The following is a 24551-nucleotide window of genomic DNA, read 5'->3' on the forward strand; positions in this document are numbered from 1 at the left end:
ATGGATAAAATGCCCAAATGGGCCGACGTCGTTCTGATCCCGCTGATCAGTCTGATACTGGCCGCTATTCTTTCCGCGCTGGTGATCCTTGCCATCGGTGAAAACCCGGTTGAGGCCGTGAACCTGATGGTCACCGGCGCGCTAGGGTCGACCTATGGCTGGGGCTATACCCTGTATTACGCCACCAACTTCATGTTCACCGGACTTGCTGTGGCCGTCGCCTTTCACGCACGTCTGTTCAACATCGGTGGTGAAGGTCAGGCAATGCTAGGCGGACTTGGCGTAGCGATGGTCTGCCTTTATATCGACTGGCCGCATTGGAGCATTGCCCTGCTGGCCGCAGGCTTGGGGGCCGCTTTGTTTGGTGCCGCATGGGCTGCAATTCCGGCCTATCTGCAGGCCAAGCGCGGCAGCCACATCGTGATCACGACGATCATGTTCAACTTTATCGCCGCCGCTTTCCTGAACTATATGCTGGTCAATGTGATGCGCCCGCAGGGCTCACAAGATCCGGCGACGGCGCGCTTCCCGGAAACCGTTCACCTGCCGACCTTCCAGTCGATGTTCTCGACCGCAGAGAACGTGATGTTCCGTGGTGCGCCTGCAAATATCTCGTTCTTCGTGGCGCTTTTGGCCTGCGTAGTTGTCTGGGCGCTGATCTGGCGGACGCGGCTGGGCTATGAAATCCGCGCATACGGCCATTCCGAAACCGGAGCGGTCTATGCTGGGATTTCGCCGGTGCGGATCACCATTATCGCGATGCTGATCTCGGGTGCTCTGGCCGGTCTGATGGCCATCAACAACGTGATGGGTGAGGCGGAACGTTTGGTCCTGAACTCAACCGAGGGCGCAGGTTTCATCGGGATCGCCGTGGCGCTGATGGGCCGGTCGCATCCGTTCGGCGTTTTTCTCGCCGCGATTTTGTTCGGCTTTCTCTACCAGGGTGGCGCAGAGCTTGCGCTGTGGACTTCGATCCCGCGTGAGCTGATCGTCGTTATTCAGGCGCTGGTGATCCTGTTCACCGGGGCGTTGGACAACATGGTTCGGATGCCGCTTGAAAAGTTGTTCCTGGGTATGCGGAAGGGGGCCGAGTGATGGAGTTCTTCGTAACACTGATCCAGGTCCTCGACTCGACCATCCGTCTGGCCACGCCGCTATTGCTGGCCTGTCTGGCAGGGCTTTATTCCGAACGCGCGGGCATTTTCGACATCGGTCTGGAAGGCAAAATGCTGATCTCGGCCTTCTTCTCAGCGGCAGTCGCAGCCGTGACAGGGTCGGTCTGGCTGGGCCTGCTGGCCGGTATCGGCGCGTCGCTGGTTCTGTCGGCGCTCCACGGTGTTGCCTCGATCACATTCCGGGGCAACCAGCTGATTTCGGGCGTTGCCATCAACTTTTTGGCCTCGGGCCTGACCGTGCTGATTGCGCAAAGCTGGTTCCAACAAGGTGGTCGTACGCCATCGCTGTTCGGTGGCGGTCGGTTTGAGCCGATCGAGTTCCCCTTCGCCGAAGCCATCAGTGGTGTTCCGATTATTGGCCCGATCTACTCCGAGCTTTTGTCGGGCCATTCCATTCTGGTCTACATCGCCTTCCTGATGGTCCCGCTGACATGGTGGATTCTGTATCGCACACGCTTTGGTCTGCGCCTGCGGGCTGTGGGTGAAAACCCCGCCGCCGTTGATACCGCTGGCGTGTCGGTCGTAGGCCTGCGCTTTGCAGCGGTTGCCATCTGCGGTGTGCTCTGCGGGATCGCCGGTGCCTATCTGGCGACCGCGTTGCAGGCCGGGTTCGTCAAAGAGATGACTGCCGGTCGCGGATTTATCGCGCTGGCCGCGCTGATCTTTGCGAAATGGCGGCCGTGGCACGCGATGTGGGCTTGCTTGTTGTTCGGTCTTTTGCAGGCCGTCGCACTGCGATTCCAGAACATCGACTTGGGTGGTGTGGTCATTCCGGTACAGGTCATGGACGCCCTGCCCTATATCCTGACCGTCGTCATTCTGGCCGGGTTCGTGGGCAAAGCCATCCCGCCGCGCGCGGGTGGTGAGCCCTATGTGAAAGAGCGCTGATAAGTCCAGTTTCGGACTCAGTTCAGTCCTGTTCGCTGCAGAGCGGCATGCAGAGTTGATTTTGCATGCCGCAACCGTTCTAAAGGGGTATGCACGTGCCCCCAAATATATCCCGCGACTCAAAGCTGGCCCTGAACAGGCTGGCGATATCGCATGAGCGCCTAAGATTTGGGGCACGCCGGGTTTCTCAGCCTTATCAATCTGCTGACACAATACCCGTTGCACAAAAATTCGCTATGGGGCGTCGGTGCTTTACTGCCGCGCGTCGCATCAAATTCACCCCCTTTCCCACCCGAGGCAGCCTGCGCCACCATTCGTGATCCGTCAGCCCTCGTTCAGTAGCTCGATATGCAAATTTACCTTCCTATCGCCGAAGTTTCCGTCAACGCCTTCCTGCTTTTGGGGCTTGGAGGGATGGTCGGCATCCTGTCGGGCATGTTCGGTGTCGGCGGCGGCTTTCTGATGACGCCACTGTTGTTCTTCATCGGCATTCCACCCGCTGTTGCAGTTGCAACCGAGGCCAACCAGATCGTTGCGTCTTCGTTCTCAGGCGTGCTGGCGCATTTCCGACGAAAGACGGTGGACCTGAAAATGGGGACCGTCTTGTTGATAGGAGGGTTAACGGGCGCCGCGCTTGGCGTGGTGATCTTTAACTATCTCAAGGGGCTGGGGCAGGTCGATCTGCTTGTGACCCTGTGCTACGTCGTGTTCCTTGGCGTGGTTGGCAGCTTGATGTTCATCGAAAGCCTGAACGCGCTGCGCAAATCAAAAAAAGGCGGGTCTGCACCGCCCAAGCGCCGCCAGCGGGGCTGGGTCCATGCGATGCCGTTCAAGATGCGGTTTCGGACCTCGGGCCTGTATATCTCGGTCATTCCACCAGCGCTGGTTGGTCTGTTCGTCGGCATTCTGTCGGCCATCATGGGCGTCGGTGGCGGCTTCATCATGGTCCCCGCGATGATCTATCTGCTGGGAATGCCGACCAAGGTGGTTGTCGGAACCTCCCTGTTCCAGATCATCTTCGTGACCGGTTTCACGACCATGCTGCACGCAACCACGAACTATACCGTCGACGTTGTTCTGGCAGTTCTGCTGCTGGTCGGTGGCGTGATCGGGGCCCAAATCGGCACTGTGATCGGGGCGCGTATGCCAGCCGAACAGCTGCGCGTGCTGCTGGCCGCATTGGTTCTGGTGGTCTGCGGCAAGCTGGCTCTGGATCTGTTGCTTGAACCGGCCGAGTTGTATTCGCTTGGTACCGGCGGGGGGCACTGATCATGCTGAAACGCTTGCTTGCAGTGCTTGCCTTCTGCGCCAGCCCGGCGCTGGCCACAGACGAAGCGGTTGTTCTGGGCCTCAGCCAGGATCGCGTGGCCATTACGGCCAACTTCGACGGTTCTGAAATTCTGATCTTTGGTGCAGTAAAACGCGAAGCGCCTATTCCCGACGGGCCTCCACTTGAGGTGATCGTGGCATTGGCTGGCCCCTCCAGCCCGGTGACCGTGCGACGGAAAGAACGCAAACTGGGTATCTGGGTGAACACCGACAGCGTGCTGGTTGACCTTGCCCCCAGTTTCTATGCGGTTGCGACCAGCGGACCGCTGGACGATATCCTGTTGGATACCGAAGACCTCCGGTATCGGATTTCAATCGAACGGGCGATCCGGTCTGTTGGCGCAGCCATGAATGTGCGTGGCGCACAGGACTTTGCCGATGCGGTCGTGCGTATCCGCGAAGACGAAGGGTTGTATTCGATCCGCGAGGATACAGTGGCCGTGGACGAGCAGACCTTGTTCAGAACCTCGATCGAGATGCCGGCAGACCTGACCGAAGGCGAATACGCGGCGCGGATTTTCCTGACCCGCGGTGGTTCAGTCATTTCTCAATTCGAGACCACAATCGACGTACGTAAAGTCGGGTTGGAGCGGTTCCTGTACAACATGTCCCGCCAGCAACCGGTCTGGTACGGCCTAATGTCATTGGTCATTGCCATTGCGGCAGGTTGGGGGGCTTCGACGGCGTTCCGGTTGCTTCGCGAGAACTGATCGTTATCCACGCCCGATGTAAGGCATAGTGGTCGCCATAACGGTCATAAACTGGACGTTCGCCTCAAGCGGCAGGTTCGCCATATGCAGGACGGACCGTGCGGCATCTTCAACGGCCATTGTTGGATCGGGTTCCTGCCCGCTGGCAATGGCCGCATCGACCAGACCCTGAACCATCTGAGTGCGCGCGTTGCCGATGTCGATCTGCCCGCAAGCAATGTTGAACGCCCGGCCATCCAGCGACAGGCTGCGCGTCAGACCAGTGATGGCGTGTTTCGTTGCCGAATAGTGCACAGAGTTGGGGCGCGGGACATGCGCGGCGATTGAGCCATTGTTGATGATACGCCCGCCTTGCGGCGATTGTTGGCGCATGATCCGAAAGGCCGCGCGGGCACACAGGAACATACCGTTCAGATTGACGTTGACGCTTTGGTACCAGTCGTCCAAGGCGATCTCGTCGATTGTGCCGCCGGGCGCGAATATGCCCGCGTTGTTGAGCAGAACGTCGAGGCGGGCTGTCTTTTCCTGAAACGCCTCAAAAGCGGCTTCGACGGCTTGAGCGTCGGTGACATCCGCGACCAAAGGTATGGCATTGGCGTTGTCCGCCGCCATCTGGTTCAGCGTATGCGCACTGCGCGCCAGAAGGCCGACGGTCCAGCCCTCGGCCAGGAATAGCTCGGCCGTGGCCCGTCCAATACCCGAGCTTGCGCCGGTTACGATGATGGATTTCATGTCTCTTCCGCCTCCAGTGTCAGCGAAGCCGCCGGTACGGCACGCAGGTCGTCGACTCGCAGCGGATAGGTTGGTTTAGCCAAACGGTTCCGCACAACCCAGATCAACCTCTCCTGCGCCCGAGTAATCGCCACATAGGCCAGGCGTTTCCACAACGGCTGGCCTGCCTCAGTCCGGCCCATGCGTGCAGCCGCGTAGATGTCAGGGGCAAAGACCTGAACAGTGTCCCACTGCGAACCTTGCGCCTTGTGAATGGTCACCGCAGCGCCATGCAGAAAGGTCGCGCCCATACGGGCCGCATAGGGGATAAATGGCTCTTCCTCGTCCGGCATCTCGATCTTCACGATCGAGGCTGCGCTGACCTGCGGGTCTTCGGCGCCCATCACGTGTAGACGCGAAAAGCCCGGCTTGCGCCCCGGCCCCAGATAGATGACCTGCGCGCCTTTGATTAGCCCGCGCGCCTCAAGATCCAGACGTTTCTTGCGGTGCTTCAGGGGCAGTTCGATCCCGTCGCAGATCAACGGTTCACCTTCCAGCAGTTCCGTGTCAGGCGCACCATGCACATGGCGGAACGCTTGAATCAGACGAATACGTGTCGCGTTGCGCCAAACAAGGACCGGGCTGCGTGCCATCAGATCCACCTCGACCCGCTGACCCCAGATAACGCGGTCGTCCTGACGGGCGGTCTGTTCGACCATGCGTTCAAAATCTTCGAACCCCATTTGCGGGTCCGCCAGAGCATGAGCCAGATCCAGAATTGGGTTATCTGCATCCTGCCTATGCACCCTGTGCAGGATTTGCTTGCGCGGCTCGGGCAAGGCATCAAACACCATGCTGCCGGACTGGTTGACCGGGGCCAGCTGCGCCGGATCCCCAAACAACAGGAGCGTCGGGAAGATCTCTTGCAGGTCCTCGAATTGCCGGTCGTCCAACATCGAGGCTTCGTCGACAAAGCCAATGTCCAAAGGTTCGTCCCGACGTTTCCAGCCGGTGATGAAGTCCGACCCGCGCAACCCGGCCGCAGCCAAAGCGCCGGGGATGGATTTGTTGTTTTCGTAGAACGCCGCCGCGCGATCCAGAGCCTCGTCGGTCAGGCCCTCGATCTCGGGGCGTTCGTCATTCCCTGCCAGCCACTCGGCGATCCGTTCGTATTCCGGGTCATAGACGGGCGTGTAGAGAATGCGGTGAATTGTCGTCGCCGGCACCCCGCGCAGGCGTAAGACGCTGGCCGCCTTGTTCGTCGGGGCCAGAATGGCCAGACTGCGTTTGTCGCGAGCTTTGCGGCTTTCGAAATCGCCCGAGACAATCTGAACGCCGGTTTCCGCCAGCGCTTTATACAGCTCGGCCAGCAACAGCGTTTTGCCGGACCCCGCTTTGCCAATCACGGCCATCACGCCGGATTTTCCGTTCCCCGGAAGTTTCAGCAGCGCATCATCATCAAGGTCTACGCCTGCCGACTTCAGCATCTCTGAGATGCTGTCATACGCGGCGGCCTGGTCGTCAGAGAAAGTCACTGGGGGCAAAGACATGGCGCGACCCTACAAGGCCGCGCCCGCTATCACCAGATGTGGATTTCGGTTTTCGGGCTGTCAGGCAGACAAAGCAAACCGAGGCTGCGTGCCTACACCGAAGGCCGTCTTGAACCACAACCGCGACAGCTCGCGCGGGATGCCTGCACGTTGGGCAACGCGGTTGCAGTCATCCGCCGAATACGGCCAAAGCCCGACCGAGATCTGATCGCGACCCTTACCTTCTGTGCCCAGCACGATCGGGGACGACCCGATCAGGCGATAGATCCGAATCATGCGCGCATCGAAAACGCCTGCAATATGAGTCAGACCGAACCCTTCCATCATCTCACCCCCGCTGAGCATAATAGCCCCGGCGGTATGCGGACTGGCGGTGCGCGACAAACAAAACCGCGTCACTTCCCAGATCAGAGGGCTGTTGATGGGTTGTCCCCCGGTCAGGTGCCCGAAGACCTCATTCACCATGACGGGACCGGTCGTTGGCAAGACACGCATGGACCCGCCGTGGCTGCCGTCGGGTTCTTCCCAAATCACGTAGATCGGGTTCAGATCATCGTACTGATCCCGCTCTTCCCCTTTGTCGTTGACGTGAACATCCCAACCCAGCCGGGTCTTGAACTGGTCGGCGCGATCCCGAAACATCCCCTCGGCCAATTTTGGATATTTGTGCAATTCATCCGCATAGACATAGCGCAACATGACTCTTTTCCCCTTGTCGTCCTGTGCAGGAACAAAGGGGGTACGGAGTCTTGGTTAATTTCCTGTTTTGATTGCGCGCGGTCCTTAAACCACTATTAACCCTCTACTCAAAGCCGTAGCGATGGCGTGGGTAGTGTTTTGCGCGCCCAGTTTGGCGCGGGCGCTTTCGATGTAAACCCGAAGCGTATGCTCTGAGATCGACAGGGAATGTGCCACCTGCGCCCGGCTGTAACCCAAGGCCAGCAGCGTCATGGCGTCCACTTCGCGCGGGGACAATCCACGCGCGGATTCGGGCTGACGGTCGCTTTCAAATTCCAGCGCTTTGCGGTTGAAGTAATGCGCAATTAGGATCAACTCGCGGCCATGGGTTTCGATGAACTTGAGCCACGCATCGTCATTGCAGGTGTGATTGACCGTGAACAAGGCGAATTGACCATTCGGTCCCCGGATCGGAATAGAATACCCCTGGTTACCAACACCGTGCTCCAGCGCATCCTTCAGGAAGGTCTTTGCGACCTTGCTTGACCAATCCAGTGTCTTCCAGTCCACCGGATGAAAGCGCTGAAAGCACCCCAGGATCACCGGGTCAATTCTGTGGTAGTTTCGGTCGCGGTACCTTTCGGCCCAGTCATCGGGATAGGTGGTATATCCGTACTGGTCGCCAGCTCCATCGACCCAGTGGTAGATCAGGTGTTCGACCTGCAGCCTGTCCCGCAGGCGCGTGGCAACATCGCCGAGTTCATCAAGCGTGCTGGTGTTTTCCAAGTCCTCCAGAACCTGGCTCATATCGAGTTTTGTTGCCATCCGCGGGCGCCCGAACCTCATTCTTTCTGGACGCGATCTCGGCTGCGGCGATCAGTTTGGTATCGTCCAACTGCTCGGCCAACGCGGTCAATCCGTTTTCCACAGCAAAGGCGCTGAGGTCCGACAGAACGTCCAGTATCCACTCATTTTGCGCCATCAGGGTCTCTCCGAAACGGTTAACGAAGGGTTAACGCAACCATAGCATGTGACGCTTTTTTTGGCCTATTCACTGGTTTCTACTCCCCAAAAACAGCGGGTCTGATTTTCACAAGGCCTTGAAAGTAAGCGCTAAAGTTCGAAAAAAGAAACACCCGCGGACCGAAAAACCGATTCGCGGGTGTGTTGCATAAAAGTTAACGCAGCTTAGTCGCGCGCGGCCAGAACCTCTTCCAGCGTGCGCATTCCGGTGCGCGGAGCCTGGACCAAAACCGACATGTTGCCGGGCTTGTGCTCGTTGCGCAGCATCTTCATATGCGCCTCGGGCAGGTCGGCCCAGGTGAACACTTCGGACATGCAGGGGTCCAGACGACGCTCAACCATGAGCTGGTTTGCTGCCGACGCCTGTTTCAGATGCGCAAAGTGCGAACCCTGCAGGCGCTTCTGGTGCATCCACATGTAACGTACGTCGAAGGTACAGTTGAAACCGGTGGTGCCGGCGCAGATCACGACCATGCCGCCTTTTTTGCAGACCAGCGACGAGACCGGGAAAGTGGTTTCGCCCGGGTGTTCGAAGACCATGTCAACGTTCACACCTTTGCCGGTGATGTCCCAGATCGCCTTACCGAACTTGCGCGCCTCTTTCAGCCAGGCCGCATATTCGGGGGTGTTGACCGTGGGCAGCTGGCCCCAGCAGTTAAAGTCCTTGCGGTTGATTACGCCTTTGGCGCCCAGCCCCATGACGAAATCGCGTTTGCTTTCGTCCGAGATCACACCGATCGCATTTGCACCAGCAGTGTTGATCAACTGGATCGCATAAGAACCCAGACCACCCGACGCGCCCCAGACCAGAACGTTCTGACCAGGTTTGAGGTCATGCGGCTCATGGCCGAACAGCATACGGTAGGCGGTTGCCAGTGTCAGCGTGTAGCAGGCGCTTTCTTCCCAAGTCAGGTGCTTGGGACGCGGCATCAACTGCTGGGCCTGTACGTTGGTGAACTGTGCGAACGAACCGTCTGGCGTCTCGTAACCCCAGATCCGCTGGCTGGGCGAGTACATCGGGTCGCCGCCGTTGCAGTGCTCATCATCGCCGTCGTCCTGGTTGCAGTGGATCACAACCTCGTCGCCGACTTTCCAGCGCTTTACCTTGTCGCCGACAGCCCAAACGATGCCGGATGCATCAGAACCAGCAATGTGGAAAGGCTGACCATGGCCGTCGAACGGGCTGATCGGCTTACCCAGAGAAGCCCAGACACCGTTGTAGTTGACGCCGGCCGCCATCACCAGAACCAGCACTTCGTGGCTGTCCAGCTTTGGGACATCTACCACTTCAAGCTGCATCGCCGTATCCGGTTCGCCATGGCGTTCTTTGCGGATGGCCCATGCATACATTTGTTTGGGCACAAACCCCATCGGAGGGATCTCACCCATCTCATAGAGGTCTTTTTCCGGTGCCTCGTACGACGCGATGCCGCTGTCGGTGTCCAGAGCCATGTTGGCCTCCTTTATCTAATCCTTTGCCGCGATGCAGAATCGCATGCGTTATCCGATGGAATATTGCCCACAGGGAAATAATGCAACCGATTCTGGCGTTGTTTTGAAATTTTATGACCCAGCGGATGCAGAAAAATCTTTTGCGCCCGCAGCATCACCAGCATTTTGCCCCAACGGAGCAGACGCTGCGTAGTATTCCAGCAGATCAACCCTTTGACCTGACTGGGATATTTTTCCGTCGAGCCGCTTTAGAATGCGGCGATCGACCAATTGATCGATCGCGGCTTCGACCGAAGTGCGGTTTTCTTCGTCAGGAATCCCGTTCCGCCGCATCATGTCGACGATCATCTGGACCGCATCGGCTTCGGGCAATTCCGGGTGTTGTTGCATCAACCAACACGCTGCAGGAACTGGTACCAACGGGATCGCGTCGCGGATTTCCGCCATTAGGGCGCGGGCCAGATCTGTCATCAAGTCGCGCGGGTGATCGGCCCGAAACGCGCGTAAGGAAACCGGGTGGCCATACCGGACCGAGGCAATCCCGAACCGTTTGTATCGCCCGATGATACGCCGCCAGATCTGTTTGAGGATCCACCCGGTGATTACTCCGATCTTGGCACGAAACCGGCGTTCGTTGCCCAATGAAGCCCGGGTCAGGATAGTATCTTCCAGTACGCGATCGTAGTTCAGCGCAACGGGTACAAAGACAACATCGCGCCCATCTGCCGAAGTTCCGTCGATAATGTATTTCAGCAATCCCAGCTTTGGGCGGCCCAATGCCCCTGTCAGGCTCAGCCCGCCTTCCGGAAACATGGCCTGGGTCACCCCGGCCTCGGTCGCATGGCGCACGTAGCAAGCCAAAACCTGACGATAGAGATCATTGCCCGACTTGCGGCGGATAAAATACGCGCCCATCGCGCGGATCAGACGGCTGAGCGGCCATACACGCGCCCACTCACCCACCGCATAGGACAGCGCGGAATGCTGCGCCGCCAGATATGTAACCAAGACATAATCCATGTTGCTGCGGTGGTTCATGACAAACACAACCGTCGCATCAGGGTCGATATTCTCAACGGCTTCTTCGTCCCGATAGCTGAGCCGAACCTGATAGAACGCGTTACTCAACAACCGCGTCAGACGGATCGCAACGCTGAAATAGGCTACAGCCGAGAAGGACGGAACAATCTCGCGTGCGTATCGGCGGGCCTGCTCAAAGGCCACAGCCTCTGGTACACCTGTTTCGCGCGCGTGTTGCTGTAGGGCCTGCCCGACCTGCGGGTCATAGATCAGGCGTTGAATCATGTCGTGGCGGTGGGCTAGTTTGAACGGTTGGATCGGCCGTTTAAGGCGCTGGTTCAAACGCTTTACTGCGCGCTCCAGACGCCGCCGAAAAAACCAACGCACAGATGGAAACAAAAAATGCGAGGCTAAAGTGACCGCGGCGAACACCAGGATCAGCAAAAAAAGCCAAAGCGGAAGCTCTACAGTCTGCGTCATGCGCGCACCCTGCCACCAAACGCTGCGTCCTACAATCTGAAGAACGCGATATGCCGCGACGCAGCGAATTGACATATCCCGAAAATTGCGCTTTAGAAGCCGGTGACGTAATTTTCTTGCCCGCCCGAAACAAGAGGTCCAGCTATGACGCAGACGCAGAAAGATCGCCCCTGGCTCATCCGAACCTATGCCGGTCACTCCACCGCCAAAGCGTCGAACGCCCTGTACCGCGGGAACCTTGCAAAGGGCCAGACCGGTCTTTCGGTGGCCTTCGATCTGCCGACTCAGACCGGGTACGACAGCGACCACACTCTGGCGCGCGGCGAAGTGGGCAAGGTTGGCGTGCCCGTCTGTCATCTGGGGGATATGCGGGTTCTGTTCGACCAGATTCCGCTGGAACAGATGAACACCTCGATGACGATCAACGCGACGGCACCTTGGCTGCTAGCGCTTTATATTGCTGTGGCCGAGGAACAGGGCGCGGATGTCTCTAAACTGCAAGGCACGGTTCAGAACGACCTGATCAAGGAATATCTGAGCCGTGGCACCTATGTTTGCCCACCGAAACCATCGTTGAAGATGATCGCGGACGTGGCCGAGTACTGCTATACCAACGTGCCAAAATGGAACCCGATGAACGTGTGTTCCTATCACCTGCAAGAGGCGGGCGCGACGCCTGAACAGGAACTGGCTTATGCGTTGGCCACCGCCATCGCCGTTTTGGATGAACTGCGCCCCCGCGTTCCGGCCGAGGACTTCCCAGCCCTCTGCGGGCGAATCTCATTCTTTGTGAACGCGGGCATTCGCTTTGTCACTGAGATGTGCAAAATGCGCGCCTTCGTCGATCTTTGGGATGAAATCCTGCAAGAGCGCTACGGTGTTGAGAACCCGAAATTCCGCCGTTTCCGTTACGGTGTTCAGGTGAACTCGTTGGGCCTGACCGAGCAGCAGCCGGAAAACAACGTGTATCGCATCCTGATCGAGATGCTGGCCGTGACCCTGTCGAAAAAGGCGCGCGCCCGCGCGGTGCAACTGCCTGCGTGGAACGAAGCGCTGGGTCTACCCCGCCCATGGGACCAACAGTGGTCGATGCGAATGCAGCAAATCCTGGCCTATGAAACCGATCTGCTGGAATACGGCGACCTGTTCGACGGCAACCCCGCTGTGGATGCCAAAGTCGAAGAACTGAAAGAGGGCGCGCGGGCGGAACTAGCGAACCTGGATTCGATGGGTGGCGCGGTCGCTTCGATCGAGTACATGAAATCACGTCTCGTGGATTCGAACGCCGAACGACTGAACCGGATCGAACGCAATGAAACCGTTGTGGTTGGCGTGAACAAATGGATCGAGGGCGAACCCTCGCCCCTGCAGACCGAGGATGGTGGCATCATGGTCGTCGATCCTGCCGTTGAACAGGAACAGATCGCGCGCCTGAACGAATGGCGTCAGGAACGGGATGAGGCGGCCGTCACTGCCGCGCTGACTGCGTTGCGCGAAGCGGCGCAAAATGGGACCAACGTCATGGAACCGTCGATTGCGGCCGCCAAAGCGGGTGTGACTACGGGTGAATGGGCCGAGGAAATGCGTAAGGTCTACGGCACGTATCGCGGGCCAACCGGTGTGTCCGGCTCGGTCTCGAACAAAACCGAAGGTCTGGAAGACCTGCGCGCAGCCGTGGACGCGGTCAGCGACAAGCTGGGGCGCCGCCTGAAATTCCTGGTCGGTAAGCCGGGGCTGGATGGGCATTCGAACGGCGCAGAACAGATCGCCTTCCGCGCGCGTGATTGCGGCATGGATATCAGCTATGAGGGCATTCGCCTGACGCCAGAAGAAATCGTGACGGCGGCGGCAGAAGACGACGCGCATGTAATCGGCCTGTCGATTCTGTCCGGAAGCCACATCCCACTGGTGCAAGACGTCATGAACCGGCTACGCGAAGCAGGATTGGAGCACATCCCCGTGGTCGTCGGCGGAATTATCCCTGATGACGATGCGGCAAAGCTAAAGGCCATGGGCGTCGCGAAAATCTATACACCAAAGAATTTTGAGCTGAATGCGATTATGGGTGATATTGTCACCCTGGTCGATCCTCAGAACCTCGCCGCCGAGTAATACCCGGGATTTCTTATTGGTTCCTAGTCTATCCCCTGAAGCAAAAGGGGATAGATAATTCTCTCCTTTGGAATTACGGTGCCCCATTGGGGACATCGGTAACACCTATTTCCTAGGAGGGGAAAAACAATGGGGACAGAACTGGAAAAAATGTCGCGAAAAGAGCTACTTGATTTACGTGATCAAGTGGAAAAAGCGCTAGTCAATGCGGAAAAGAGAGAACGAAAAGAAGCATTAAAGGCGGCGGAAAAGGCTGCAGCGGAATTCGGGTTTTCATTGTCAGAATTGGCAGAAGACTCTCCTACATCGGGGAAAACTGCGAAAGCAAAATACAGAAATCCAGCCGACCCCAAACAAACCTGGTCTGGTCGCGGACGAAAACCGCAATGGCTTCACGACGCATTGCAATCCGGCGCAGATATCTCTGATCTGGAAATCTGAAACCCAATTGGAACTGATCCAAAATGACAATTCATATTGGTGCCGAAAAAGGCGAGATTGCGGAAACCGTCCTATTGCCTGGTGACCCCTATCGGGCGAAATGGGCAGCCGAAACGTTTCTGGACGACGTAAAACAAGTCAATGACGTGCGCGGCATGCTTGGCTTTACAGGTAACTGGAAAGGCAATCCTGTCACCATTCAGGGCAGCGGCATGGGAATGCCGTCTTTGTCGATCTACGTGAACGAATTGATCCGAGACTTTGGCGCCAAAACCCTGATCCGCATCGGATCCTGTGGCGGTATGCAAGACAGCGTAAGCGTTCGGGATGTTATTCTGGCGATGACATCCACCACGCTCAGCACGCCTTCGCGCGGGATTATGAAAGAGCTGAATTTTGCCCCCTGCGCCGATTGGGGACTGTTGCAAGCAGCCGCTCAGGCCGCCGCAGCCAAAGGCACGCCAACCCATGTCGGCGGGATATATTCGTCAGATGTGTTTTATGATGAACGTCCTGATCTAAACGAACAAATGGTGCGCCACGGCATTCTCGGTGTCGAGATGGAAGCAGCCGAACTGTATATCCTCGCCGCGCGCCACAAGTGCCGAGCATTGGCTGTTTTGACCGTCTCTGATCACCTGCTGACAGGCGAGGCTCTGCCGTCGTCGGAGCGTGAGCGAAGCTTCGGGGATATGGTCGAAATTGCTCTGCAAGCGGCTTTTCCAAACGCCTGATGCAATTCCAACAGGGTTGAATTCTGCCCTGTTAGCCCTCTATTTTCCTTTCCGACATTCGGTTGGCGCGCTGTCAGATTGCTGTTGCGCGCCACAGAATGCGCAAACCCAGACACCCTCTTTGCGATGCTGCCGCCAACGGCAATCTCGGGTCAAAGAGGATGTCCGCGAGCGCCAGAGGAAATAGGCAAAAACACCGCCGGCTAGGACAAGAAGCAAAATGGGCATGCTCATGCATGGCCCATTTTGAGCATCGACTGCAAGTCTGGCGTCAGCCTAGGCAGCGTTTGCGTATTCGAACAGGGCCGGTTCACGCTGCTCTCCTGCTACAGCAGGTTCGGGCGCGTAATACGCCCATGCCTCGTTCAACAGTTCCAAAGCTTCTGCGGGGCTTGTCTTGGTTTTTTGTTCTTGATCTTTCATCGGAGCGATCCCGTTTTCGGTAGTATCACTCCTCCCTGACCGTAAGATAGTGCTGATCAGGGGCGGTCGCATTGCATAACTTTGCAATGTCGGCATGCACTCACTGCAAAGCAGCAAGTGCATGATTTTAAATCACTTTAAACTGCGCGATCGACCATCATCTTTTTGATCTCGGCAATCGCTTTGGCCGGGTTCAAACCCTTCGGGCAGGTCTTGGCGCAGTTCATGATCGTGTGGCAACGATAGAGTTTGAAGGGGTCTTCCAACTCATCCAAACGCTCACCCGTGGCTTCATCGCGGCTGTCGATGATCCAGCGATAGGCGTGCAACAAAGCGGCGGGCCCAAGGTAGCGATCACCGTTCCACCAATAGCTCGGGCACGAGGTCGAGCAGCTGGCGCACATCACGCATTCATACAGACCGTCCAGCTTTTTGCGGTCTTCGATGGATTGCTTCCACTCTTTCGCGGGGCGGTTGGTCTTGGTTTCCAACCACGGCATGATCGAGGCATGCTGGGCGTAGAAATGGGTCAGATCCGGGATCAGGTCCTTCACCACCGGCATATGCGGCAGCGGATAGATTTTCACGTCGCCCTTGATCTCATCCATGCCATAGATACAGGCCAGCGTGTTGATCCCGTCGATATTCATAGCACAGGAGCCGCAAATGCCTTCACGGCAGGACCGACGGAAGGTCAGGGTTGGATCGATTTCGTTCTTGATCTTGATCAGTGCGTCCAGAACCATCGGCCCGCAGCTGTCCATATCCACGAAGTAAGTATCTACCCGCGGGTTTTGCCCGTCGTCCGGGTTCCAGCGATAGATCTGAAACTTACGAATATTCTTGGCACCTTCCGGCTTGGGCCAGGTTTTGCCCGTTGTGATGCGCGAATTCTTGGGGAGGGTCAGTTGAACCATATGCCTGAAATTCCTTGGTCTACTTGCCCGCAATCTGCCCTAAATACCACTGAAAGACAATGCGACAAAAGTTAGTATACTGCGGTATTCACGACTTTTCTCGTTTAAGCCTACGCAATTGTCGCGTTGTGCGCCTGACAATTTTGTCATGGTACTTGGGAACGATCATTCGGGCCACGTCTGCCGAACTCGCGAACTTGGAAAGCTCGGGCTTGACATGCGCCCCTCGCTTCACAAAGACCATCAGATTCTGCTTAAACCAATCCATGACCAACGGGTCTGTCCAAAGGTTGGGACGGAAAGCATCGTAGAAGGCATAGTTTTGCGCGTCGAACAGATCGGCCCAATAATCCTGCCATTGTTCGTTTTTGTGACCTGTACCACCCTGCCCGGCTATTGCTGCCGAAAACAACACAACATCTGACAAGCGTGTCAGATCTTCAACAAAGCTTTTGGCGCGGGCCGGTTCAAGATGTTCTGCAACCTCGGTACTGACGCAAAGATCAAACGAGCGGTCTATGGAAAACGGGGTTTCGAGGTCGGCCCGAACCAGTGCATCTGCGGAGAACTTGATATTCGTCTCCTCCAGCCAGTCACCTTCGACACCGCAGATTTCGCAATCATCTTTTTCGAATTCGGCCAGTAGAAATCCAACACCACATCCCACATCGATGACGGACTTTGGCTCAAAAAAACGCTCACATAAGCCAGAGATTCTCCTTGCAGAGTGCACCCTGGCTTCTTCCTGGCGAATGTGACCTTTGTGGAGGCTTTTATAAATTTTGTCCGGGTCCATTTCCGCACACCTTGAATTGTAGCCTTGGTATCAAGCCTATATACTACTTCGGCACGCATTGTCGGCAACTCGAAACCAGCAAAAAAATGACGGAGCGAATACATGTCACTTGCAGTTGTGACGATGGTCTATGACGACTACGAGTTCTTGCCGATCTGGGTCAAATACTGGTCTCAGCATGTAGACGGGAAATGTATGTACGTCATCATCCACGGCTCAAATCGCAGACTTCGCCGAATGGCACGTGGCTGCAACGTGATTGAGATGCGCAGGCCCCCGCCGACGCCACACATGGAATCCGAGCGCTGGCATATGCTGGGTCACTTTGTAAGTGCGTTGACGGTCATGCACGATTCCGTGCTTTACACAGATGTCGATGAAATCCTCACATTGGATCCAAACGTCGGCATGAATGTCAGTGAGTACATTTTGAATAGCAATGCGGATGTGACTGCCCCTTACGGGCTCGAAGTGATCCACCGGGAAGATCAGGAACCTTTGGGGTTCGACCCGGACAAAGGCGTTCTGGAACAACGCGGGTTGGTGCGTGTCAACGCAAGTTTCGGAAAACCTAGCATGGTCAAAGCACCGATTGCCTGGCGTCGCGGCGGCCATTTCGCCTTTAGCGAGGACATTTTTGTCGACACCAATCTCATCGCGTTCCATCTGAGATTTTTTGACATTCCCCTTTTTCGTTCACGCGCAGTACGTCGACGCCAAACAACCAAAGCGCCCAAAGGCAAGAACAACACGCCTTCCCGCGCGTGGAGAGCCTCTGACCAGGGGATTGAAGATTTAGTAGCGAGCCTGAATGCAATGCCGATCGCCGGTTCTTTGCCCGAGGATCGATCATCCTATCGTGCCAAAATCGAACAAAGCAAACATCTTATCACCGAAAATGGAGCGACGTTCACCAAGCATAAAACACATGCATCGGCAGAGCTGTTCCAATTGCCGGAACGATTCAAAAGCCTGTTCTGAAGGGTGCCGCTCACGGCACCGGAGTCAAAAGAACCACGCGATCAAAAAAGCAATCCCGTGGTTCTTTTCACTTACAATATAGCGAATGCATGCAAGACGTGGCGTTCAATCAGAACGTCCGCGCCTTGGGAGCGATTTTCTTCAAGCTGATACCGCCTTCGTCTTCGGTGGTCAGCGGATCGACGATTACCGGGCGATAGCTCAGCTCAACCTTGTTGCCATCCACGCGCGAGACTGTGTGGACACGCCAGTTTTCGTCATCACGTTCGGTATAATCCTCGTGTGCGTGTGCACCACGCGATTCCTTGCGTGCCTCGGCACCGACGATAGTGGCCAGAGCGCTTGGCATAAGGTTGGTCAGTTCCAGCGTTTCCATCAGGTCACTGTTCCAGACCAGCGAGCGATCCGAGACCTTCAGGTCGTCCATCTTGGCCGCAATCGCGGTCATCTTCTCGACGCCTTCGGCCATGGTTTTGGCGGTACGGAACACGGCCGCGTCCTCTTGCATGGTGCGCTGCATCTCAAGCCGCAGATCGGCGGTCGGGATCGCGCCACTTGCATTGCGCACGGCATCAAACCGATCAAAGGCCTTGTCGACAGACGCCTGGTTCAGAACCGGGTTCGGCGCGTCTGGGTCAACAACCTTACCTGCCTTGATCGCAGCGGCGCGGCCAAAGACCACAAGGTCAATCAGCGAGTTCGAACCCAGTCGGTTCGCACCGTGAACCGAAGCACACCCAGCCTCACCCACGGCCATCAGGCCCGGGACCACGGCGGTTGGGTTGTCAGCTGTCGGGTTCAGAACCTCACCCCAATAGTTGGTCGGGATACCGCCCATGTTGTAATGCACGGTCGGCAGAACCGGGATCGGTTCTTTGGTGACATCCACTCCGGCAAAGACGCGGGCGGATTCCGAGATACCCGGCAGGCGTTCCGCCAACGCTTCGGCAGGCAGGTGGCTGAGGTTCAGGTGAATGTGGTCCCCGTTCTCACCGTGACCACGGCCTTCGCGGATTTCCATCGTCATCGACCGCGAAACATAATCGCGGGGTGCCAGATCCTTGTACTGGGGCGCATAGCGCTCCATGAACCGCTCGCCTTCCGAGTTGGTCAGGTATCCGCCTTCACCGCGTGCACCTTCGGTAATCAGGCAGCCCGAACCGTAGATGCCGGTCGGGTGGAACTGAACAAACTCCATATCCTGCAGCGCCAGACCCGCGCGGGCCACCATCCCGCCACCGTCGCCGGTGCAGGTATGGGCCGAGGTGGCGCTGAAATAGGCGCGGCCGTAACCGCCGGTCGCCAGCACGACCATCTTGGCGTTGAAGACATGCATCGTGCCGTCGTCCAGCTTCCAGCAGACAACGCCCTGACACTGCCCATCCTCGGACATGATCAGGTCGATGGCGAAGTATTCGATGTAAAACTCGGCGTTGTTCTTCAGCGACTGACCATAGAGCGTGTGCAGGATCGCGTGACCGGTCCGGTCTGCGGCAGCACAGGTCCGCTGAACAGCAGGGCCTTCACCGAATTCGGTGGTGTGGCCACCGAAGGGGCGCTGGTAGATCTTGCCTTCTTCGGTCCGGCTGAAGGGCACGCCATAGTGCTCCAGCTCATACACGGCTTTGGGGGCTTCGCGTGCGAGGTATTCCATCGCGTCGGTATCACCCAGCCAGTCCGAGCCTTTGACGGTGTCATACATGTGCCACTGCCAATGGTCAGGGCCCATGTTTGAAAGCGATGCGGCGATACCACCCTGCGCGGCAACAGTGTGCGAGCGTGTCGGGAACACCTTGGTCACGCATGCCGTGCGCAGACCCTGTTCCGCCATACCTAGTGTGGCGCGCAGACCGGCCCCACCGGCGCCGACAACAACCACGTCATATTCGTGTGTTTCGTATTCGTATGCAGCTGTCATTTGTCTATTTCCTTACCGCGCGTTTCACAGAGCCAGCTTGATCAGGGCAAACAGCCCAGCAGCTATCAATGTGTAGCCAAACGCCGCGACGGCCATGAGGCTCAGCTTTTCTGCGACACCGTGGACATAATCTTCGATCGCTACCTGTGTCTCTCGCACCAGGTGCAGGATGACGACGACCATCGTCAGACCGGTCACGATGGCCGGGAACGGACGACCGTAATAAGCCAGAACCTCTTCGTACGATTTGCCTAGCCCGTTGGCAAAGATGAATACGAACAGCGGAACAAGAATGACCAGAGCCGCCGAACTGACCATCATCTGCCAGTGATGATGTGTGCCTTCACCGCCAGCCCCGGTTCCCTGCGCGCGTTTGCGGTCAGTGAGATAATTCATAGCCAGTCTCCTTAAACCGCGATTGCCGTGATGAAGGCGAGAATGGTGGCCAGCACCAGCATGCCGATCCCCAGCTTCTCGGAAATCCGCACATCCACGCAGTATCCCAGATCCCAGATCACGTGACGCAGACGGCCGAGCATGTGATAGAAAATCGCCCAGGTCGCAGCGAACATCACCAGATCACCCAACCAGCTTCTCATCAGCCCATCGATAAAACTGAACGACGACTCAGAAGTCGCAGCTGCCAGGAACCACCAGACAACAAAGAATGCGACCAACAGCGACGCAATTCCTGTGATACGCACAAGGATCGAGGTCACCGAAGTCAGTTGCGGGCGGTATATCGAAAGGTGGGGTGAAAGAGGGCGATTGCCCCGATTTACATCGGCCATGTTGGCTCCTTTACGGTTGGCTTCCGAAGGTTTTACTGTTTTTTGCCGTTCTGTCACGTGCTGCAACTGCAAAAAAGCTGATATTTGATGCAAAATGGCGGATATTTACGATATGTGATCACACAAAATAAGCTCGTGATCACAAAAGCTTTATGGGACATGTGATGTTAGCGCCTGAAACCCCGAATCTACGATTCCGCTATTTCAATTCAGCGGTTTGCTGGGTCACTTCGCGCAGCAGTTTCTTACGTATGCGTTCAGGATAATCGGCGAAACCCGAGGCCGAGACGACAAATGCGCCCTCTCCCACGATCACGTTTTCAAAGAAATACGCGGTCAGATCCGGCTCGGTCTCTTCGATGGCAATTGCGTTCACCGTCACACCACGGGTTCGCAGGATTCGGTGCACTTCGGACGGCTCGATCCCTTCATTCGATACGCCATCGCCCGAGATGTCGATCAGATGCCGTTCGCAATCAGCAACCTCTTCAAAATAGGCCATGGTCGTTTCCAGCGCCTCTCCGATCGCTGTCGAGAAATTGCGCCAGACCCGAGGATCATTGCCCACCCGGTCAGCAAACTGATCTATCGCCTCGAAACTGTCGATGCGTGTCCAGGGAACCGTGACTTTCTGGCGCGACGATCCCGTCCACTGCACCAGCATCACACGAGCTTGTCCTCGCACCAAAGCCTCGGACACAATCGGATCGCGCAAACCGGCTGCAAGCCCGTCCATCTGAATGCGGTATTCCGTGCTGTCGACCGAGCCCGAGACATCCACTGCCAACGCCAATGCCAGATCACAGGCGGCGGCCGGTGTCACACTCGCAATAACCAATGATGCTGCACGCAGAACTTGCATACCCCGATCCTAGCACAGATGGGCTGGGCGCAACTCAAATTCGCGTCAGGGAGCAATTTCGCGCAGCCAGCCCTCGAATTCTGAACAGACTACGATCTCTTTAAGGTCCAAGTTGTAATACGCGTTCGCCTCGCCACAATCTTCGACACGCACCGTAAGGGTCTGCGGCAGCCTGAAGCTTTCGTTCAGAAACACGACTTCTTTTGCGATGACTGTTTCCGTCAGCGTAGACATTTTGCCATCATAACGGATCGACCCCCCACTGCCTTCGATTTCGTCAAAAACCGGACCCCAGCTATCATTTGCTAAAAAAAACTCCTCTTCGCGGCTATCTTGCCGCTCTTCCGGCAGACCTAACTCGTTCGCCATGTCGGCCCGGCGATCCATATCCGCGCCGACGAAAAGGCATACAAGGTTGTAGTAACGTTGAAGATTCGGGCCGTGCACATCCCAATATGCAATATCGTCTCCGGCGGCATCTGCTTCACCCAGAAATCCAAATGCAGAGTCATAAGCTATAGCGGTGGCGTCAGCTTCCTCAAAAAACGCATCAATCAGCAGGACAGACGCCACATCGGCGGCGTCTTCTTCCTGACCAAAAACGGGAAGGCCCAGAATATCGATCAACGCATGGCCGAGTTCGTGATAGAGGATCGAAAGAAGATTTGCCTCAACAAAATCATCCGTATTCGCCCCGACCGGTGAGGCCGTAAGCATAGCGATCAGGGCGAATCTTTTTAGCATCCAAATCTCTCAGCTATTTGGGCATCAGCGCCCAGACATCCAGATCCAGCAGAACATTCGGCAAATAGCGGCCATCCTCGTTCTTCAAAACAAATGGATCGCCGCCGTTGATAGCTACCAAACGCAACCGGATGGCGCCAACTCCCGGCATATCTGTATCCGCCTTGTCCAAAACTTCGGACCAAGCCTTGATCGTGTCACCGGCGAAACAGGGGTTGGCATGTGCGCCACCATTCAGGCCGACGATCATCTGCGCGTTGGCCAGACCGTTGAACGACAGGGTTCGGGCCATCGAAATCACGTGACCCCCATAGATCAGACGTCCTTCGGGGCGGAAGGTCAGATCGAAATGTACCTTGGCAGTGTTTTGCCACAGGCGTGTGGCCAACATATGTTCGGCCTCTTCCACCGTTACGCCGTCGACGTGGTCAATCGTTTCGCCGATTTCGTAATCACCCCAGCGATGCGCCTCACCGGCCTGGGTGAAATCGTAGTTCGAGAAATCAAGCCCCTGGGGCACAACCAAATCCTGCGCATCCAGTGCCTTTTTCAGATCCGGCACGACCGTCTCGGGCGCGGGTGCATCCAAATCGGATTTCCGAACCATGACCCAGCGGACATACTCGATCACCACTTCATCACGTTGATTCAGGCCGCGCGTACGCACCCAGACAACGCCAGTCTTGCCGTTCGAGTTCTGTTTAAGGCCGATCACTTCGGATTCCGAACGCAGCGTGTCGCCGGGGTAAACCGGTTTCAGCCAGCGTCCTTCGGCATACCCGAGATTGGCCACCGCGTTCAGTGAAACATCGGGGACGGTTTTGCCAAACACGACGTGGAACGCAGCCAGATCGTCAATCGGGCTTTGCGGCAAACCAGAGGCCCGGGCGAACTCGTCCGAGGAATAAAGCGCATGCCGTGCGGGATAGAGCGCGTGGTACAGTGCCCGTTCGCCCGTGGTGACCGTACGTGGCACCGCGTGGTGCAGAACCTGACCAACAGAGTAATCCTCGAAAAAGCGGCCCGGATTGGTTTTTGCCATTATTGCTGTCCCAGTTTCATGTCAGGTGAATAGTCGGCCTCGACCTCTTTGGTCACGGCCTGTGCGCAGCGCATCACGCTGTTTGTGGCGTCGTAAGCGTAGGACGGGTCGCCATAAAGCACCCATCCTTTCGCCAAAGCGTCCGATACTTTGTGACAGAAGGCGGATGTGTCTTCCTCGGTCAACAGGCGGTATAGTTTTGCCATGATGTCAAATCCTTAAGACGGGAAGGGCGACGGACCGACCAGCCCGTGAATGTAACCGATGATGCCCAGCAGAACGATCGAGGCGACAAAGAACATCGCGTCTTTCCCATACGTGCCAGGCTCGACGGGGGTCCAGTCGGGTTCGGACTTGTTGATCACAATCACTTCAACCACGGCCCAGGCCAGCAATCCGCCAAACAGGATGATCGAGGCCAGATCTCCATTCACAAGCAAGTGCGCGAACGCCCACAGCTTGAACCCGCCCAACATCGGATGGCGGACTTTATTCAACAGCCGCCCTTTGGTCCCTGCGGGGCTCATCATGAAGATCGCAATCAGAACCAAAAGGTTGTTGATGTGGATCATGAAGGTTGGCGGAGCCCAAACATAGATGAAGTCGGTCATCCGATAACCGAAGATCATCAAGAGTATGGACGCGACCAGAGCCAGTGCGACCGCGCCCTTGCCGCCATTGCCCATGGCGGCGCGGCGTTCCGGCATCACACGTTTGAACAGATGTGCGGCCCACCAAAGTGCCACGCCAAGAATCAAAAGAACAAAGCCCATGCTGGCTTACCCCGCTTGCAAAGCTGTTATCGCCTCCGCTTTTGCCAGAATTTCGCGGGCAGTTACAACGTGCAGGTTCTCAACGATTTTGCCGTCGACCACTGCCACGCCCTGCCCTTGGGCCTCGACCTCTTCGAAAGCTGCGATCTGGCGGCGCGCCAGATCGATTTCGGAATCCGAAGGGGCGTAGGCGGCATTGGTGACATCAACCTGTGCCGGGTGAATCAGGGTCTTGCCGTCAAAGCCCATGTCACGGCCCTGCGCACACTCGGCGGCAAGGCCTTCCGCGTCCTTGAACGCGTTGTAGACACCATCGACAATGATCAGCCCTTCGGCCTTAGCGGCCAGCAGGCACAAGCCCAGCGAGGTCATCAGTGGCAGGCGATCGGGGCGGAAGCGGGTTTGCAGCTCTTTGGCCAGGTCGTTGGTTCCCATGACGAAACCGGCCATCAGCGGATGAGCCGCGATTTCAGCCGCGTTCAGCATCCCACGCGGGGTTTCCATCATCGCCCAGATCGGAAGGTCACCTGTGATCGCGGCCAATGCATCCACATCCGCGGCCGAGTTCACCTTGGGCAACAGAACAACATCTGCGTCCATGTCGCGTACGGCCTCGGCATCAGCGCGGCCCCATTCGGTATCCAACCCGTTGATACGGACGATCTTGACGCGTGCGCCATACCCGCCGGCTGCAAGCGCAGCCTTGAGCGTCTCGCGCGCGTTCTCTTTCTCATCCGCGGCAACGGCATCTTCGAGGTCGAAAATAATCGCATCCACCGGCAGGGTTCGGGCCTTGTCCAGGGCCCGATCTTTTGAGCCGGGGATGTATAGAACAGATCGATAGGGGCGCTGGCGCGGGTCCATTGGCTTCTCCCGAAGAAATAAAGTTGCGCGGAATGGGGCATTTTTTGTCGGAAAGTTCAAGCGCAAAATCGCCGCGCCGCAGCATTCTGATGTATGACCCGGCGCAACGTGCGTTCCCTTAACCGGATTTCGGTCCC

The 24551-nt window shown here is 57.0% G+C and carries 27 protein-coding genes; 8 read left to right on the top strand and 19 right to left on the bottom strand.

Going from position 1 to position 24551, the window contains the following annotated elements; all coding sequences use genetic code 11:
- The 4 genes from ACR0MV_RS12590 (at position 1) to ACR0MV_RS12605 (ending at position 4102) form a co-directional block, all read left to right on the top strand.
- Complete coding sequence (locus ACR0MV_RS12590; RefSeq protein WP_170427049.1) at positions 1-1095, top strand: ABC transporter permease; 1095 nt, start codon at positions 1-3, stop codon at positions 1093-1095.
- A complete protein-coding gene (locus ACR0MV_RS12595) occupies positions 1095-2063 on the top strand; it encodes an ABC transporter permease (protein ID WP_170427048.1) in 969 nt (322 codons plus the stop codon). Before ACR0MV_RS12590 ends, ACR0MV_RS12595 begins: the two co-directional genes overlap by 1 nt.
- Positions 2064-2411: 348 nt before the next feature.
- The gene (locus ACR0MV_RS12600) at positions 2412-3332 is read left to right on the top strand and encodes a sulfite exporter TauE/SafE family protein (protein WP_170427047.1); all 921 of its coding nucleotides are present in this window, start codon (positions 2412-2414) and stop codon (positions 3330-3332) included.
- Between the two features lie 2 nt (positions 3333-3334).
- Positions 3335-4102, top strand: a complete 768-nt coding sequence (locus ACR0MV_RS12605; protein ID WP_170427046.1) for a TIGR02186 family protein — start codon at positions 3335-3337, stop codon at positions 4100-4102.
- Between the two features lie 3 nt (positions 4103-4105).
- On the opposite strand, the gene ACR0MV_RS12610 is transcribed toward ACR0MV_RS12605, so the two are convergent.
- From ACR0MV_RS12610 to ACR0MV_RS12640, 7 genes are all read right to left on the bottom strand, one after another.
- On the bottom strand, positions 4106-4834 hold the full coding sequence (locus ACR0MV_RS12610; RefSeq protein ID WP_170427045.1) for an SDR family oxidoreductase: 729 nt from the start codon (positions 4832-4834) through the stop codon (positions 4106-4108).
- Positions 4831-6363, bottom strand: coding sequence for an ATP-dependent DNA helicase (locus ACR0MV_RS12615; protein WP_480702337.1), 1533 nt, complete (start codon positions 6361-6363; stop codon positions 4831-4833). Before ACR0MV_RS12615 ends, ACR0MV_RS12610 begins: the two co-directional genes overlap by 4 nt.
- Before the next feature lie 60 nt (positions 6364-6423).
- On the bottom strand, positions 6424-7062 hold the full coding sequence (locus ACR0MV_RS12620) for an acyl-homoserine-lactone synthase (RefSeq protein WP_480702338.1): 639 nt from the start codon (positions 7060-7062) through the stop codon (positions 6424-6426).
- Positions 7063-7146: 84 nt separating this feature from the next.
- A complete protein-coding gene (locus ACR0MV_RS12625; RefSeq protein WP_170427042.1) occupies positions 7147-7866 on the bottom strand; it encodes a helix-turn-helix transcriptional regulator in 720 nt (239 codons plus the stop codon).
- Complete coding sequence (locus tag ACR0MV_RS12630; protein ID WP_170426876.1) at positions 7805-8023, bottom strand: hypothetical protein; 219 nt, start codon at positions 8021-8023, stop codon at positions 7805-7807. The genes ACR0MV_RS12625 and ACR0MV_RS12630 overlap by 62 nt, the downstream gene beginning before the upstream one ends.
- 206 nt (positions 8024-8229) lie before the next feature.
- Positions 8230-9516 (bottom strand): crotonyl-CoA carboxylase/reductase, encoded by a 1287-nt coding sequence (ccrA, locus tag ACR0MV_RS12635; protein WP_170427041.1) that lies wholly within the window; start codon positions 9514-9516, stop codon positions 8230-8232.
- Positions 9517-9627: 111 nt separating this feature from the next.
- Complete coding sequence (locus ACR0MV_RS12640) at positions 9628-11016, bottom strand: 1-acyl-sn-glycerol-3-phosphate acyltransferase (RefSeq protein WP_480702339.1); 1389 nt, start codon at positions 11014-11016, stop codon at positions 9628-9630.
- 144 nt (positions 11017-11160) lie between these two features.
- Here ACR0MV_RS12640 and ACR0MV_RS12645 point away from each other — a divergent pair, with 144 nt between their 5' ends.
- The 3 genes from ACR0MV_RS12645 (at position 11161) to deoD (ending at position 14303) form a co-directional block, all read left to right on the top strand.
- Entirely contained in the window at positions 11161-13128 is a 1968-nt protein-coding gene (locus tag ACR0MV_RS12645; RefSeq protein ID WP_480702340.1) for a methylmalonyl-CoA mutase family protein, read from the top strand.
- Between the two features lie 129 nt (positions 13129-13257).
- Positions 13258-13569, top strand: coding sequence for an H-NS histone family protein (locus ACR0MV_RS12650; protein ID WP_480702341.1), 312 nt, complete (start codon positions 13258-13260; stop codon positions 13567-13569).
- A gap of 23 nt (positions 13570-13592) precedes the next feature.
- On the top strand, positions 13593-14303 hold the full coding sequence (gene deoD, locus ACR0MV_RS12655; protein ID WP_480702342.1) for a purine-nucleoside phosphorylase: 711 nt from the start codon (positions 13593-13595) through the stop codon (positions 14301-14303).
- A 276-nt stretch (positions 14304-14579) separates the two neighbouring features.
- Here the strand turns inward: deoD and ACR0MV_RS12660 are convergent, their stop codons facing one another.
- The 3 genes from ACR0MV_RS12660 to ACR0MV_RS12670 form a co-directional block, all read right to left on the bottom strand.
- Positions 14580-14726 carry a hypothetical protein gene (locus tag ACR0MV_RS12660; protein ID WP_480702343.1) on the bottom strand — a complete coding sequence of 49 codons (147 nt, stop codon included), beginning with the start codon at positions 14724-14726 and terminating at the stop codon, positions 14580-14582.
- Between the two features lie 137 nt (positions 14727-14863).
- On the bottom strand, positions 14864-15643 hold the full coding sequence (locus ACR0MV_RS12665) for a succinate dehydrogenase iron-sulfur subunit (protein WP_480702344.1): 780 nt from the start codon (positions 15641-15643) through the stop codon (positions 14864-14866).
- A gap of 88 nt (positions 15644-15731) precedes the next feature.
- On the bottom strand, positions 15732-16439 hold the full coding sequence (locus ACR0MV_RS12670; RefSeq protein ID WP_170427034.1) for a class I SAM-dependent methyltransferase: 708 nt from the start codon (positions 16437-16439) through the stop codon (positions 15732-15734).
- A 123-nt stretch (positions 16440-16562) separates the two neighbouring features.
- Between ACR0MV_RS12670 and ACR0MV_RS12675 the strand changes: the two genes are divergently transcribed.
- Entirely contained in the window at positions 16563-17420 is an 858-nt protein-coding gene (locus ACR0MV_RS12675; protein ID WP_170427033.1) for a hypothetical protein, read from the top strand.
- Between the two features lie 109 nt (positions 17421-17529).
- Here ACR0MV_RS12675 and sdhA read toward each other — a convergent pair whose 3' ends face one another.
- From sdhA to ACR0MV_RS12720, 9 genes are all read right to left on the bottom strand, one after another.
- The gene (sdhA, locus tag ACR0MV_RS12680) at positions 17530-19338 is read right to left on the bottom strand and encodes a succinate dehydrogenase flavoprotein subunit (protein WP_480702345.1); all 1809 of its coding nucleotides are present in this window, start codon (positions 19336-19338) and stop codon (positions 17530-17532) included.
- A 24-nt stretch (positions 19339-19362) separates the two neighbouring features.
- Positions 19363-19734 (bottom strand): succinate dehydrogenase, hydrophobic membrane anchor protein, encoded by a 372-nt coding sequence (gene sdhD / locus ACR0MV_RS12685; RefSeq protein ID WP_480702346.1) that lies wholly within the window; start codon positions 19732-19734, stop codon positions 19363-19365.
- Between the two features lie 11 nt (positions 19735-19745).
- Entirely contained in the window at positions 19746-20129 is a 384-nt protein-coding gene (gene sdhC, locus ACR0MV_RS12690) for a succinate dehydrogenase, cytochrome b556 subunit (RefSeq protein ID WP_170467107.1), read from the bottom strand.
- A gap of 199 nt (positions 20130-20328) precedes the next feature.
- Positions 20329-20991, bottom strand: a complete 663-nt coding sequence (locus ACR0MV_RS12695; RefSeq protein WP_480702347.1) for a DUF1194 domain-containing protein — start codon at positions 20989-20991, stop codon at positions 20329-20331.
- Positions 20992-21036: 45 nt separating this feature from the next.
- Positions 21037-21735: a DUF4344 domain-containing metallopeptidase gene (locus ACR0MV_RS12700; protein WP_480702348.1), complete on the bottom strand. Its 699-nt coding sequence runs from the start codon at positions 21733-21735 to the stop codon at positions 21037-21039.
- Positions 21736-21748: 13 nt separating this feature from the next.
- Positions 21749-22777, bottom strand: coding sequence for a MaoC family dehydratase (locus tag ACR0MV_RS12705; protein ID WP_480702349.1), 1029 nt, complete (start codon positions 22775-22777; stop codon positions 21749-21751).
- Entirely contained in the window at positions 22777-22983 is a 207-nt protein-coding gene (locus tag ACR0MV_RS12710; protein WP_475207363.1) for a DUF1737 domain-containing protein, read from the bottom strand. Before ACR0MV_RS12710 ends, ACR0MV_RS12705 begins: the two co-directional genes overlap by 1 nt.
- A 12-nt stretch (positions 22984-22995) precedes the next feature.
- Positions 22996-23550 (bottom strand): NnrU family protein, encoded by a 555-nt coding sequence (locus ACR0MV_RS12715; RefSeq protein WP_480702350.1) that lies wholly within the window; start codon positions 23548-23550, stop codon positions 22996-22998.
- 6 nt (positions 23551-23556) lie between these two features.
- Positions 23557-24414, bottom strand: coding sequence for an HpcH/HpaI aldolase/citrate lyase family protein (locus ACR0MV_RS12720; RefSeq protein ID WP_170427024.1), 858 nt, complete (start codon positions 24412-24414; stop codon positions 23557-23559).
- Positions 24415-24551: the final 137 nt, after the last annotated feature.

Source organism: Ruegeria sp. BC3, from assembly GCF_056539265.1.

What these genes read in the sequence shown, in the direction of transcription:
- ACR0MV_RS12595 (WP_170427048.1), top strand. Translation starts at nt 1,095, where the DNA reads ATGGAGTTCTTCGTAACACTGATCCAGGTCCTCGACTCGACCATCCGT.
- ACR0MV_RS12710 (WP_475207363.1), bottom strand. Translation starts at nt 22,983, where the DNA reads ATGGCAAAACTATACCGCCTGTTGACCGAGGAAGACACATCCGCCTTC.
- ACR0MV_RS12630 (WP_170426876.1), bottom strand. Translation starts at nt 8,023, where the DNA reads ATGGCGCAAAATGAGTGGATACTGGACGTTCTGTCGGACCTCAGCGCC.
- sdhD (WP_480702346.1), bottom strand. Translation starts at nt 19,734, where the DNA reads ATGAATTATCTCACTGACCGCAAACGCGCGCAGGGAACCGGGGCTGGC.
- ACR0MV_RS12645 (WP_480702340.1), top strand. Translation starts at nt 11,161, where the DNA reads ATGACGCAGACGCAGAAAGATCGCCCCTGGCTCATCCGAACCTATGCC.
- ACR0MV_RS12605 (WP_170427046.1), top strand. Translation starts at nt 3,335, where the DNA reads ATGCTGAAACGCTTGCTTGCAGTGCTTGCCTTCTGCGCCAGCCCGGCG.
- ACR0MV_RS12695 (WP_480702347.1), bottom strand. Translation starts at nt 20,991, where the DNA reads ATGCAAGTTCTGCGTGCAGCATCATTGGTTATTGCGAGTGTGACACCG.
- ACR0MV_RS12620 (WP_480702338.1), bottom strand. Translation starts at nt 7,062, where the DNA reads ATGTTGCGCTATGTCTATGCGGATGAATTGCACAAATATCCAAAATTG.
- ACR0MV_RS12640 (WP_480702339.1), bottom strand. Translation starts at nt 11,016, where the DNA reads ATGACGCAGACTGTAGAGCTTCCGCTTTGGCTTTTTTTGCTGATCCTG.
- ACR0MV_RS12660 (WP_480702343.1), bottom strand. Translation starts at nt 14,726, where the DNA reads ATGAAAGATCAAGAACAAAAAACCAAGACAAGCCCCGCAGAAGCTTTG.
- ACR0MV_RS12665 (WP_480702344.1), bottom strand. Translation starts at nt 15,643, where the DNA reads ATGGTTCAACTGACCCTCCCCAAGAATTCGCGCATCACAACGGGCAAA.
- ACR0MV_RS12670 (WP_170427034.1), bottom strand. Translation starts at nt 16,439, where the DNA reads ATGGACCCGGACAAAATTTATAAAAGCCTCCACAAAGGTCACATTCGC.
- ACR0MV_RS12705 (WP_480702349.1), bottom strand. Translation starts at nt 22,777, where the DNA reads ATGGCAAAAACCAATCCGGGCCGCTTTTTCGAGGATTACTCTGTTGGT.
- ACR0MV_RS12715 (WP_480702350.1), bottom strand. Translation starts at nt 23,550, where the DNA reads ATGGGCTTTGTTCTTTTGATTCTTGGCGTGGCACTTTGGTGGGCCGCA.
- ACR0MV_RS12600 (WP_170427047.1), top strand. Translation starts at nt 2,412, where the DNA reads ATGCAAATTTACCTTCCTATCGCCGAAGTTTCCGTCAACGCCTTCCTG.
- ACR0MV_RS12650 (WP_480702341.1), top strand. Translation starts at nt 13,258, where the DNA reads ATGGGGACAGAACTGGAAAAAATGTCGCGAAAAGAGCTACTTGATTTA.
- ACR0MV_RS12610 (WP_170427045.1), bottom strand. Translation starts at nt 4,834, where the DNA reads ATGAAATCCATCATCGTAACCGGCGCAAGCTCGGGTATTGGACGGGCC.
- ccrA (WP_170427041.1), bottom strand. Translation starts at nt 9,516, where the DNA reads ATGGCTCTGGACACCGACAGCGGCATCGCGTCGTACGAGGCACCGGAA.
- sdhA (WP_480702345.1), bottom strand. Translation starts at nt 19,338, where the DNA reads ATGACAGCTGCATACGAATACGAAACACACGAATATGACGTGGTTGTT.
- ACR0MV_RS12700 (WP_480702348.1), bottom strand. Translation starts at nt 21,735, where the DNA reads ATGCTAAAAAGATTCGCCCTGATCGCTATGCTTACGGCCTCACCGGTC.
- sdhC (WP_170467107.1), bottom strand. Translation starts at nt 20,129, where the DNA reads ATGGCCGATGTAAATCGGGGCAATCGCCCTCTTTCACCCCACCTTTCG.
- ACR0MV_RS12675 (WP_170427033.1), top strand. Translation starts at nt 16,563, where the DNA reads ATGGTCTATGACGACTACGAGTTCTTGCCGATCTGGGTCAAATACTGG.
- ACR0MV_RS12590 (WP_170427049.1), top strand. Translation starts at nt 1, where the DNA reads ATGGATAAAATGCCCAAATGGGCCGACGTCGTTCTGATCCCGCTGATC.
- deoD (WP_480702342.1), top strand. Translation starts at nt 13,593, where the DNA reads ATGACAATTCATATTGGTGCCGAAAAAGGCGAGATTGCGGAAACCGTC.
- ACR0MV_RS12720 (WP_170427024.1), bottom strand. Translation starts at nt 24,414, where the DNA reads ATGGACCCGCGCCAGCGCCCCTATCGATCTGTTCTATACATCCCCGGC.
- ACR0MV_RS12625 (WP_170427042.1), bottom strand. Translation starts at nt 7,866, where the DNA reads ATGGCAACAAAACTCGATATGAGCCAGGTTCTGGAGGACTTGGAAAAC.
- ACR0MV_RS12615 (WP_480702337.1), bottom strand. Translation starts at nt 6,363, where the DNA reads ATGTCTTTGCCCCCAGTGACTTTCTCTGACGACCAGGCCGCCGCGTAT.